Origin of the sequence: Ralstonia sp. UBA689, assembly GCF_002298975.1 — a bacterium.
Classification (GTDB): Bacteria; Pseudomonadota; Gammaproteobacteria; order Burkholderiales; family Burkholderiaceae; genus Ralstonia.
Genome location: NZ_DBMV01000041.1, coordinates 39,328 through 51,603, shown reverse-complemented (window position 1 = coordinate 51,603; position 12,276 = coordinate 39,328). Strand labels below are relative to the sequence as shown.

Sequence of the window (12,276 nt, the reverse complement as noted above, 5' to 3'; positions counted from 1 at the left end):
AGGCGCCTTGGCGTGCGATACGTCAGTGCTTACTGACGTGCATTCCGGAGGTTGTCCGGCCACGGCGTGTTGTAGTTCGTGCGGAATGGGTTGATGTCCAGCCCGCCGCGCCGCGTGTACCGTGCATACACCGCCAGCTTGACCGGCCGGCACTGGCGCAGGATGTCGGTAAAGATGCGCTCGACACACTGCTCGTGGAACTCGTTGTGCTCGCGGAACGAGATCAAATACTTGAGCAGCCCTTCCTGGTTGATCGGTGCGCCCACATAGCATATCTGCACGCTGCCCCAGTCGGGCTGGCCCGTCACCAGGCAGTTGGACTTGAGCAGGTGAGAGACCAGCGTTTCTTCCACCGGGCTTTCTTCCAAGTCTGCGTGCAGCAACTCGGGGGTGGGCTGGTAGACATCGGTTTCGATGTCCAGGCGATCCAGCAGCAGGCCGTCGAGCTCGCCCATTTTCTGCCGCGCAAATTCTTCCTGCGGCACGATGCGCACCTGCACCGGTGCACCGCAGGCTTCCGACAGATCGTGGTGGATCAACTGCTGCAGCGCCTCGTGCGACGCCACCTTCGTCTGGTTGAACGAATTCAGATACAGCTTGAACGACTTCGATTCAACGATGTTCGGTGAATCTGCAGGCACGATCGCCGTACCGACGGCCACCTGGGGCTTGCCCTTGAGGTTCAACCACGACAGCTCGTACAGGTTCCACAAGTCCACGCCGAAGAAGGGCAGGGCGCTGCCGGCGGGCAGACCAATCTCGTCGCGTTTGCCCTGGCGTGGAATGGGAAATAGTAGGCTGGGGTCGTACTCCGTCTTGTAGGCGGAAGTCTTGCCCAGTGGCGAATGCTCGGGTTGGTTGCTCATCACAAAAACAGGCTGTAGACGGGGTTTTCGCTTTCGTCCCAATAGGTATAGCCCAGCGTGCCCAGGAACGTCTTGAATTCGCGCTTCTCATTCTTCGGCACCTGAATGCCGACGAGGATGTTGCTCGAATCCGCGCCCTGGTTGCGGTAGTGGAACAGGCTGATGTTCCAGTTCGGGCTCATGCTCGAGAGGAACTTCATCAGCGCGCCCGGCCGCTCGGGAAACTCGAAGCGGTACAGCAACTCGTTCTCGGCCAGCGGCGAGCGCCCGCCCACCATGTAGCGGATGTGCTGCTTGGCGAGTTCGTCGTTGGTCAGGTCCAGCGTCGGGAAGCCGTGCTTGCGGAAGTTCTCGGCAATCTTGTCGCCCTCCGCGCGCGAGGTGATCTGCACGCCCACGAAGATATGCGCGGCATCCTTGCTGGCAATGCGGTAGTTGAACTCCGTCACGTTGCGCGACCAGCCGACCAGCTCGCAGAAGCGCTTGAAGCTGCCGCGCTCTTCGGGAATCGTCACCGCAAATACGGCTTCGCGCGCCTCGCCCACTTCGGCGCGTTCGGCCACGAAGCGCAGGCGGTCGAAGTTCATGTTGGCGCCGCTGGCCACGGCCACCAGCGCCTCGTTCTTGATCTTGTTCTTTTCGGCGTACTGCTTGAGGCCGGCCAGCGCCAGCGCGCCCGAGGGCTCCAGCAGGCTGCGCGTGTCCTGGAACACGTCCTTGAGCGCCGCGCAGATGGCGTCTGTATCCACGGTGATGATCTCGTCGACCAACTCGCGTGTGATGCGGAAGGTCTCCTTGCCCACCAGCTTGACCGCCGTGCCATCGGCAAAGAGGCCCACTTCCTTCAATTCCACGCGCTTGCCGGAGGCCACCGAGCGCGCCATCGCGTCGGAATCCACGCTTTGCACGCCGATCACCTTGATGTCGGGCCGCACGGCCTTCACGTACGCCGCAACACCCGAGATCAGCCCGCCGCCGCCAATGGAGCAGAAGATGGCGTGGATCGGCTGCGGATGCTGGCGCAGGATCTCCATGGCGATGGTGCCCTGGCCGGCAATCACCTCCGGATCATCAAACGGGTGCACGAAGGTGTAGCCGTGCTTCTCTTGCAGCTTGGCGGCGTGGGTGTACGTGTCGGAGTAGCTCTCGCCGTGCAGCACGACTTCGACCCATTCACCGCCGCGCGAGCGCACGCCGTCGATCTTCAGTTGCGGCGTCGTCACCGGCATGCAGATGACGGCCTTGCATTCCATCCGGGCCGCGCTGAACGCCACGCCCTGTGCGTGGTTGCCGGCCGAGGCCGTAATCACCCCGCGCTTGCGCTCGGCCGGCGTGAGCGAGGCCATCTTGTTGTAGGCGCCGCGCAGCTTGAACGAGAACACCGGTTGGTCGTCTTCACGTTTGAGGTAGACGCGGTTACCGGTGCGCACCGACAGATTGGGCGCGAACTTCAGTTCGGTTTCCAGCGCGACGTCGTAGACCTTCGCGGTCAGGATCTTCTTGAGGTAATCGATGGCCATGGTGCGGACCGGGTTGGACTCAGAGCGTGTTACGCACTTGTACGGGAGTGCGAACCCACCCAAAAGGCCACAGGACTAGGCGAGGCCGACGCCGTGTGGTGATTCCACACAAGGAGGCCGCAACAACGCCATGTGGCCTTTTGGGTGGGTTCCCTTCGGGTTGTTTCCAAAACACGCGCTGGAGGGTGTTGCTGCCACCCGCCAGTGGAACAACCACTGGCGGCCGTCCGCGCCTACCCAGCACGCGTTTTGGAAACAGCGCATCTCCCGTACAAGCGCATAACACGCTCCAAGGAGAGCCCGTAAGCCTATCACGGGGCGCCTTGCCGGATGGGCGGGGCGGTCGGTACACTGCCCCGGCCGCGCCCCGGGGGTGCGGCCCATCTCCGGCGAGAGGCCCCATGAACACCCCATCGTCTCCCTTCCGACCGTCCCGATCCTCCCAGCGTGCGCGCCGGGGACGCAAGGTCTGGTCGGGCACCCAGCAAGTCATCGCCTACGGCATGCCGTCGCTCGGCTGGCGCGATGTCTACCACCACGCGCTGGAGGTCAATTGGCCGACCTTCTTCGCTGCGCTCGCCGCGCTGTTCCTCACCCTCAACACCGTCTTCGCCGGGCTCTACCTGCTGGGCGACGCGCCGATCGCCAATCAGTCGCCGGCGGGTTTCGCGGGTGCGTTCTTCTTCAGCGTGGAGACGCTCGCCACGGTGGGCTACGGCGACATGCACCCGCAGACGACCTACGCCCACCTTATCGCCACGCTCGAGATCTTCATTGGCATGTCGGGCATCGCCATGGCCACGGGGCTGGTGTTTGCGCGGTTCTCACGCCCGCGCGCCAAGATCATGTTTGCCAACAACGCTGTGGTGCGACCGCTCAACGGCAAGATGACACTGATGGTGCGGGCCGCCAACGCACGCCAGAACGTCATCGCCGAGGCCACCGCCAAGTTGCGCCTGTTGCAGGACGAGCGCACGCCCGAGGGCTACACCATCTACAGGATTCGAGATCTGCGTCTGGAGCGCAGCGAGCATCCCATCTTCCTGCTCGGCTGGGTCATGATGCACGTGATCGACGAGACCAGCCCGCTGCACAACGCCAACGCCGAATCGCTCGCCGCCGGTGACGCGTTGCTGCTGCTTACCATCGAAGGTTCCGACGAGACCGCCGCGCAAACCTTGCAGGCGCGACATTCCTGGCGCCATGACGACATTCGCTGGGGATATCGCTATGTCGATCTGATGCGCGATGACGACAACGGCGTCACGCATGTGGACTACGACAACTTCCACCGGATCGTGCCCGTCGACGAGTCGGCACAGGCACAATGAGCAGCTTGTCGGATCCCAACGCGCAACCTCCGTGGCCCTGAATCTCGTCTGGCTGGCTTTCTTCCTCGTTGCCTTTGTCACGGCCTGCGTACAGGTGGTGCAGGGCGACATGGAGGTCTTCTCCCGCATGCTCACCGCCATGTTCGATGCCGCGCGCACCGGCTTCGAGATCGCGCTGGGCCTGACCGGCATGATGGCGCTGTGGCTCGGCATCATGCGTGTGGGAGAGCGCGCCGGAGTGGTCGACCTGTTCGCGCGGCTGGTGAACCCGCTGATGCGACATCTGTTTCCTTCCGTGCCCGCTGGCCACCCGGCCAACGGCGCGATGATGATGAACGTCTCGGCCAATATGCTGGGCCTGGACAACGCCGCCACGCCGCTCGGCCTGCAGGCCATGCGCGAGCTGCAGCAGGTCAACCCGCAGCCGCAGCGCGCCAGCGATGCGCAGTTGATGTTCGTGGTGCTCAATACGGCCGGCGTGACGCTGGTGCCGACGTCCGTCATCGCCATCCGCCAAGCCATGGCGGTCAAGCAGGGCCTGGCCGGCTTCAATGCGGCGGACATCTTCCTGCCAACCTTGCTGTCCACCTTCATCGGTTTTTGCGCGGGCATTGCGGCGGTGGCGTGGTATCAACGCATCAACCTGTTCAAGCCGGTGCTGCTGGCGTATTTCGGCGGCTTCATCGCGGCGATGGGGCTGCTGTTTGCCTGGCTGCGCCAGTTTCCGTCGCAGCAAATGGCGGCCTGGATCGGGCTGATCGGCGCCGGCGCGATCCTCACCATCGTGGTGGCGTTCCTGGTGTGCGGCGCCATTCGGCGCATCAATGTCTACGAGACCTTCGTGGATGGCGCCAAGGATGGCTTTCAGGTGGCGATCGGCATCGTGCCGTACCTGGTGGCTGTGCTGGTGGGCATTGCCGTGTTCCGTGCGGCGGGCTGCATGGATGTGCTGATGCAAGGGCTGTCGGCTGGGTTCTCGCATCTCGGCATCGACACGCGCTTCGTGCCGGCGCTGCCCGTGGGGCTGATGAAGACGCTCTCCGGCGCCGGCGCGCGCGGCCTGATGGTGGACGTGATGACCACCTACGGCGTCGATTCCTTCCAGGGCAAGCTGGCCGCAATCATCCAGGGCTCGACCGAGACCACGTTTTATGTGCTGGCCGTGTATTTCGGCAGCGTTGGCATCAAAGACACGCGCTACGCGCTGGCCTGCGGGCTGTGGGCCGACTTGATCGGGTTGATCGGGGCGGTGTTCATCGCTTACCTGTTCTTCGGTTGAGCAGGTTGCCTCGGCCACTACAATCGACCGCATGGACACATTCATCGACTGGCTGTTCACAACGCTGGCTCTGCCCACTGTGGGGCTGCCCGCCATCTTCATCGTCAGCTTTGTCTCGGCGACGCTGCTGCCGCTGGGCTCGGAGCCGGCAGTCTTCGGCTACATCAAGCTCAACCCCGACATGTTCTGGCCGGCCATCATCGTGGCCACGATCGGCAACACACTGGGCGGCGTGATGGACTGGTGGATGGGCTACGCAGCCAAGCTGGCCTTGGTGCGCTACCACCTCGCGCGCCGTCGCCGCCAGCACGATGCCGAGCACATCCAGCACGTGCCGCACCCACAGCACCACCGCGCGCCGCCGCTGGACAAAAAGTACTTCCGCTGGATGCGCCGCATCGGGCCGGTGTCGCTGCTGGCGGCGTGGTTGCCGGGCATTGGCGATCCGCTGTGCACGCTGGCCGGATGGCTGCGCCTGTCGTTCTGGCCCAGCGTCATGTACATGGCCATCGGCAAGTTCTTGCGCTACCTGGCCATGACTGCCGCGTTGCTGCTGCTGCCCGATGACTTCTGGCATGGCATCTTCGGCTGGCTCAAGAGCGTCCTGGCGTGACGTTTGCGTGGCGCTTGCGCCACTTTTATGTCCCCGCATTGTTCGCAAGCCATTGAAAACGCGGCAGTTTTCGCGCCCATGCTCGTGGCATGGGAAACCGTTGCTGCGTCGCATCAAGGTTGAACCTTGCAGTACAATCGCCCTTTAAAGACCGCGCGACCAGGACTGACTCTACCGTCACTGTCGCGCTCCCTCCCTGCGGCTCGCCATGAATGCCCCACTTCTGATCGACGCCAAACTCGCGGCGCAGGACGCTGCGCCCCGGCTGCGCGAGATTCCCTATAACTACACCTCGTTCTCGGATCGGGAAATCGTCATTCGTCTGCTGGGCGAGTCTGCATGGCAGATCCTCGACGGGCTGCGCGCCGAGCGCCGCACCGGCCGGTCGGCGCGCATGCTGTACGAAGTGCTGGGCGACGTCTGGGTGGTGCGCCGCAACCCGTATCTGCAGGACGACCTGCTCGACAACCCGAAGCGCCGGCAGATGCTGATCGACGCGCTCAATCACCGCCTGGCGGAGATCGAGAAGCGCCGCGTGGCCGACCACGACTCGCACCACGACCCGGAAGGCGACGAGCGTGCCGCCAAGGTCGAGCAACTCGTCGTGCATGCCCGCCGCGCCGTGAAGGCGTTCCAGGAAGAATTCGCCCAGGTGTATGACCTGCGCCGCCGCGCCCAGAAGGTGCTCGGCCGCGTCACCGCCAAGGACAACATCAAGTTCGATGGCCTGTCGCGCGTCTCGCATGTGACGGATGCCACCGACTGGCGGGTCGAATACCCGTTCGTGGTGCTGACGCCCGATACCGAAGAAGAGATCGCCGGCATCGTCAAGGGCTGCTTCGAGCTGGGTCTGACCATCATCCCGCGCGGAGGTGGCACCGGCTACACCGGCGGCGCCGTGCCGCTGACGCCGTTCTCGGCCGTCATCAATACCGAAAAGCTCGAGCGCCTGGATGCGGTCGAGCAGACTGACCTGCCTGGCGTCGACCATCCGGTCGCGACCATCTATTCGGGCGCCGGCGTGGTCACGCGTCGCGTGGCGGACGCCGCCGAGAAGGCCGGCCTCGTTTTCGCCGTGGACCCGACGTCGATCGACGCCTCGTGCATTGGTGGCAACGTCGCCATGAACGCGGGCGGCAAGAAGGCCGTGCTGTGGGGCACCGCGTTGGACAACCTCGCCTGGTGGCGCATGGTCGATCCGGACGGCAACTGGCTGGAAGTCACGCGCCTGAATCACAACCTCGGCAAGATCCACGACGCACCGGTCGTCACCTTCGAACTGAAGTGGTTCGACGGCAATGCGCCGATGGGCAGCAAGCTGCTGCGCACCGAGACGCTCACGATCGAGGGCCGCAAGTTCCGCAAGGAAGGCCTCGGCAAGGACGTCACCGACAAGTTCCTGGCCGGCCTGCCCGGCGTGCAGAAGGAAGGCTGCGACGGCATCATCACCAGCGCGCGCTGGATTCTGCACCGCATGCCCAAGTCGATCCGCACCGTGTGCCTGGAGTTCTTCGGCCAGGCGCGTGACGCGATCCCGAGCATCGTCGAGATCAAGGATTACCTCGACGCCGAGACCAAGAAGCCCGGCGGCGCGATCCTCGCGGGCCTGGAGCACTTGGATGAGCGTTATCTGCGTGCGGTCGGCTACGCCACCAAGAGCAAGCGCAACGCGTTTCCGAAGATGGTGCTGATCGGTGACATCGTCGGCGATGATGATGACGCCGTGGCACGCGCCACCTCGGAGGTGATCCGCCTCGCCAACGGCAAGAGCGGCGAAGGTTTCGTGGCCGTCAGCCCCGAGGCGCGCAAGAAATTCTGGCTCGACCGCTCGCGCACCGCCGCCATCGCCCGCCACACCAACGCCTTCAAGATCAACGAAGACGTGGTGATTCCGCTTAACCGCATGGGCGAGTACACCGACGGCATCGAGCGCATCAACATCGAGCTGTCGATCAAGAACAAGCTGAAGCTGGGCGACGCGCTGCAGGAGTTCTTCGCGCGCAACGACCTGCCGCTGGGCCGCACCGACGACGCCAACGAAATCCCGAGCGCAGAGCTGCTGGAAGACCGCGTGCAGCAGGCGCAGCAACTCGTGCGTGCAACGCGCGCGCGCTGGCAGTACCTGCTGGACCATCTCGACACGCCGGTGAATACCGCGCGCGCCAGCCTGATCGGCCTGGGCCTGGGCTATCTCACGCAGACCATCGACGATCGCCTGCAGACCCAGCCCGACGCCAACCTGTTCCACCTGCTGCAGGATCGCACGATCCGCGTGTCGTGGAAGGCGGAAATCCGCGCCGAGCTGCGCAAGATCTTCAACGGCGGCGAGTTCAAGCCGATCCTCGACGAGGCGCAGGCGATCCACAAGCAAGTGCTGCGTGGTCGCGTTTTCGTGGCGCTGCATATGCACGCCGGCGACGGCAACGTGCACACCAACCTGCCGGTCAACTCCGACGATTACGACATGCTGCAGGACGCCCACAAGGCGGTGGCCCGCATCATGACGCTGGCGCGTTCGCTGGACGGCGTGATCTCGGGCGAGCACGGTATCGGTATCACCAAGCTGGAATTCCTGACCGACGACGAGATCGCCGACTTTGCTGCCTACAAGCGCCGCGTCGACCCGAACGGCCGCTTCAACAAGGGCAAGCTGCTGCGCGACATCAACGACCCGCAAGGCCTGGCCGCTGATCTGCGCAATGCCTACACGCCGTCGTTCGGCCTGATGGGGCACGAGTCGATCATCATGCAGCAGAGCGACATCGGCGCCATCTCGGAGAGCATCAAGGACTGCCTGCGCTGCGGCAAGTGCAAGCCGGTGTGCGCCACGCACGTGCCGCGCGCCAACCTGCTGTACAGCCCGCGCAACAAGATTCTTGCCACCTCGCTGCTCATTGAGGCCTTCCTGTATGAAGAGCAGACGCGCCGCGGCGTGTCGGTCAAGCACTGGGAAGAGTTTGCCGACGTGGGAGACCACTGCACGGTCTGCCACAAGTGCGTGACGCCGTGCCCGGTCAAGATCGACTTCGGTGACGTGTCGATGAACATGCGCAACCTGCTGCGCAAGATGGGGCAGAAGAAGTTCAACCCCGGCACCGCCGCGTCGATGTTCTTCCTGAACGCGACCAACCCCGAGACCATCAACCTCACGCGCAAGGTGATGATCGACTGGGGCTACAAGGCGCAGCGTCTGGGTAATGACGTGCTGAAGAAGTTCGCCAAGAAGCAGACGGCGCACCCGCCCGCCACGGTAGGCAAGCCGCCGGTGCGCGAGCAGGTGATCCACTTCATCAACAAGAAGATGCCGGGCAATCTGCCCAAGAAGACGGCGCGCGCGCTGCTGGACATCGAGGACAACGAGATTGTTCCGATCATCCGCAACCCGAAGGCGACCACGTCCGACAGCGAGGCGGTGTTCTACTTCCCGGGCTGCGGCTCGGAGCGGCTGTTCTCGCAGGTGGGCCTGGCCACGCAGGCGATGCTGTGGCACGCCGGCGTGCAGACCGTGCTGCCGCCGGGCTACCTGTGCTGCGGCTATCCGCAACGCGGCAATGGCCAGTACGACAAGGCCGAGAAGATCGTTACCGACAACCGCGTGCTGTTCCATCGCGTCGCCAACACGCTCAACTACCTCGACATCAAGACGGTGGTGGTGAGCTGCGGCACGTGCTACGACCAGCTCGCCGGCTACGAGTTCGACAAGATTTTCCCGGGCTGCCGCATCATCGACATCCACGAGTTCCTGCTCGAGAAGGGCGTGAAGATCGATGGTGTGCAAGGCACGCGGTACATGTACCACGACCCCTGCCACACCCCGATCAAGACCATGGACCCGACCAAGCTGGTCAACCAGCTAATGGGCGGCAACCTGGGCGCCGACGGGCAGACGCGCGCGATCGAGAAGAACGACCGCTGCTGCGGTGAATCGGGCACGCTGGCGGTCTCGCGCCCCGACATCTCCACGCAGATCCGCTTCCGTAAGGAGGAGGAGATGAAGAAGGGCGCCGACAAGCTACGCGCCGATGGCCAGAACGGCGAGGCTTTCAACGGCGACGTGAAGATCCTGACCAGCTGCCCGTCGTGTCTGCAGGGCCTGTCGCGCTACAGCGAGGACGCCTCGGTGCAGGCCGACTACATCGTGGTTGAGATGGCGCGCCACGTGCTCGGCGAAACGTGGCTGGAAGACTACGTCTCCCACGCCAACGCAGGCGGCATCGAGCGGGTGCTGGTGTGATCAGTGTGACGACGGGCGACCGGGCGCCCGGCTGCGCGCTGTGTGAGACCGATGGCGGCGAGCCGGTCTGGCGCAATGCCCGGGCGCGCGTGGTGCTGGTTGAGCACGCGCGCTTCCCAGGCTTCTGCCGCGTGATCTGGAACGACCACGTGGCCGAGCAGACGGATCTGTCGGATGCCGACCGCCACTGGCTGATGGAGGTTGTCACGCGCGTGGAGCGCGTGCTGCGTGCCGAGCTGGCGCCGGACAAGATCAATCTCGCCAGCTTCGGCAACTTCGTCCCGCACCTGCACTGGCACGTCATCCCGCGTTATCAATGGGACACGCATTTCCCGGAAGCCGTCTGGGGACCCGCTCAGCGCCAGCCTGATGCCGTCCGCATCGCCGAGGTCGCGGCCAAGCTGCCGGCGCTGCCGTATGCGCTGCAATCGGCGCTCGCCGACGTCTGAGCGGTTACCACCGGTAACGCAACGCTACGCTCTGCGCGGAACCCCCGTAGCGCGTAGTCCGTCAGACTCTCATTCTGTCCGTCTTTCTGTCGTGCTACAGCCATCGCCATGACGACACCGCGCACCGCCGCTACACCTGATTCCCACAAGGATTCCATCGCCGAGCTGAATGTTCATCACGGCCGGCTGAATCTGTCCGAGACGTGGCAACTGATCCGCCCGTACTGGTTCTCGGAAGACCGCTACAAGGCCTGGGGGTTGTTGGCGCTCGTCATTGCGCTGAGCTTGTTCGTGGTCTACATGACCGTGCTGTACACCGAGTGGTACAAGTTCTTCTACAACGCGCTGGAGCAGAAGGACAGAGCGGCGTTCTGGCATCAACTCGGGCGTTTCTCGTGGATTGCCGCGCTGATCATCGTCGCGCAGGTTCTGCGCCAGTACTACACCATGATGCTGCGCATGCGCTGGCGGACATGGATCACCGGCAGCTTTCTCGACGACTGGCTCGGCAAGCAGGCCTTTTACCGCCTGGAGCAGACCCGCACCGCCGACAACCCCGACCAGCGGATCGCCGACGACCTGCGCAATTTCACCGATGCCACGCTCACGCTGGGGCTGGGCTTCCTGAATTCGGCGGTCACGTTGGTGTCGTTCTTCGGCATCCTGTGGGCCGTGTCGGGGCCGCTGGCGTTCGCGCTGGGTGGGCATGACTTCGTCATCCCCGGCTATATGGTGTGGTTCGCGTTGCTGTACTCGGTGCTGGGCTCGGTCATCATCCACTTCGTGGGCCGGCCGTTGATCGGGCTGTCGTTCCAGCAGGAGCGCTACGAAGCGTATTTCCGTTTCCTGCTGGTGCGCGTGCGCGAGAACAGCGAGAGCATCGCTCTGTACCGTGGCGAGCCCACGGAAAAGGCTATTCTGCGCGGCCGTTTCGAGCGTATTCGCGCGAACTGGAACCAGTTGATGGACTACACCCGGCGCCTGAACTTTGCCAGTTCGGGCTATGGGCAGTTCGCCATCATCTTTCCGTTCCTGGTGTCCGCGCCGCGCTACTTTGGCGGCACACTCACACTGGGCGGCATGATGCAGGTCGCCACCGCCTTCGGGCAGGTGCAGGGCGCGATGTCGTGGTTTGTCGATAACTACAGCACGTTGGTGAGCTGGAAGGCTTCCACCAACCGTCTGATTGAATTCCAGCGTGCCATCCGCGCTGCTGATCGCGAAGAAGAGCACCGTGCCGGCATTCGCGATGTCGAGGTCGAGACCGCGCCCGTGCCCGCCATCGAGGCGCGCGGTTTGGCGCTGAATCTGCCCAACCGCAAGCCCGAGGATCTGCTGGTCGAACCGTTCGACATGACCCTCGCGCGTGGGGAACGGGTGCTGGTCAACGGCCCATCCGGTTGCGGCAAGAGCACGCTGGTGCGCGCCGTGGCCGGCATCTGGCCCTACGGCACCGGCCGCATCGAGGTGCCCGACGATGCGCGCGTGCTGTTCTTGCCGCAGCGCAGTTACCTGCCGTCCGGTACGCTGGCCGATGCGTTGTCGTATCCTGATCTCGCCACCGAATACACCGCCGAGCGCTTGGCGCAAGTGCTGGCCGCCTGCCGCCTCTCGGCGCTGGTCGACCTGCTGGACGAGGTGAGCAACTGGAGCCTGCGCCTGTCTCCCGGCGAGCAGCAGCGCCTGGCCTTCGCGCGCGCTTTGCTGCAGCGCCCCGACTACCTTTTCCTCGACGAAGCAACCAGCGCACTCGACGAAGACACCGAGGCGTTCATGTACAGCCTGATGCTCGAAACGATGCCCGATGTGACCATCGTGAGTGTGGCGCACCGCAGCACGGTGGCACGTTTCCATCACCGCCGCTTGCGCTACATCCCCGAGGGCGATCCGTTGACTGCGGTAAGCTATCGGGTGGTGGAAGAGCCGGCGCACATGGTGCTGGCCGCTTCCTGATTCGCAATTTTCAGGCAATCACCGAGACGTT

General features: G+C 64.1%; 8 protein-coding genes. 6 read left to right on the top strand and 2 right to left on the bottom strand.

Going from position 1 to position 12,276, the window contains the following annotated elements; genetic code table 11:
- Window positions 1–29 precede the first annotated feature (29 nt).
- Entirely contained in the window at window positions 30–866 is an 837-nt protein-coding gene (queF, locus tag B4F51_RS19545; protein WP_296228224.1) for an NADPH-dependent 7-cyano-7-deazaguanine reductase QueF, read from the bottom strand.
- Window positions 866–2,449: a threonine ammonia-lyase, biosynthetic gene (gene ilvA, locus B4F51_RS19540; RefSeq protein ID WP_296228222.1), complete on the bottom strand. Its 1,584-nt coding sequence runs from the start codon at window positions 2,447–2,449 to the stop codon at window positions 866–868. Before ilvA ends, queF begins: the two co-directional genes overlap by 1 nt.
- A gap of 338 nt (window positions 2,450–2,787) precedes the next feature.
- Here ilvA and B4F51_RS19535 point away from each other — a divergent pair, with 338 nt between their 5' ends.
- The 6 genes from B4F51_RS19535 to B4F51_RS19510 all read left to right on the top strand — a co-directional run bounded on the left by B4F51_RS19535 (window position 2,788) and on the right by B4F51_RS19510 (window position 12,245).
- Window positions 2,788–3,717, top strand: coding sequence for an ion channel (locus B4F51_RS19535; RefSeq protein ID WP_296228221.1), 930 nt, complete (start codon window positions 2,788–2,790; stop codon window positions 3,715–3,717).
- A gap of 31 nt (window positions 3,718–3,748) precedes the next feature.
- Entirely contained in the window at window positions 3,749–4,996 is a 1,248-nt protein-coding gene (locus tag B4F51_RS19530) for a nucleoside recognition domain-containing protein (protein WP_296228220.1), read from the top strand.
- Window positions 4,997–5,027: 31 nt separating this feature from the next.
- Entirely contained in the window at window positions 5,028–5,609 is a 582-nt protein-coding gene (locus B4F51_RS19525) for a YqaA family protein (RefSeq protein WP_296228219.1), read from the top strand.
- A 208-nt stretch (window positions 5,610–5,817) separates the two neighbouring features.
- Window positions 5,818–9,843 carry an FAD/FMN-binding oxidoreductase gene (locus tag B4F51_RS19520; protein ID WP_296228217.1) on the top strand — a complete coding sequence of 1,342 codons (4,026 nt, stop codon included), beginning with the start codon at window positions 5,818–5,820 and terminating at the stop codon, window positions 9,841–9,843.
- A 5-nt stretch (window positions 9,844–9,848) separates the two neighbouring features.
- Window positions 9,849–10,292: an HIT family protein gene (locus tag B4F51_RS19515; protein WP_296228215.1), complete on the top strand. Its 444-nt coding sequence runs from the start codon at window positions 9,849–9,851 to the stop codon at window positions 10,290–10,292.
- Window positions 10,293–10,400: 108 nt separating this feature from the next.
- On the top strand, window positions 10,401–12,245 hold the full coding sequence (locus B4F51_RS19510) for an ABC transporter ATP-binding protein/permease (protein WP_296228213.1): 1,845 nt from the start codon (window positions 10,401–10,403) through the stop codon (window positions 12,243–12,245).
- Window positions 12,246–12,276 lie beyond the last annotated feature (31 nt).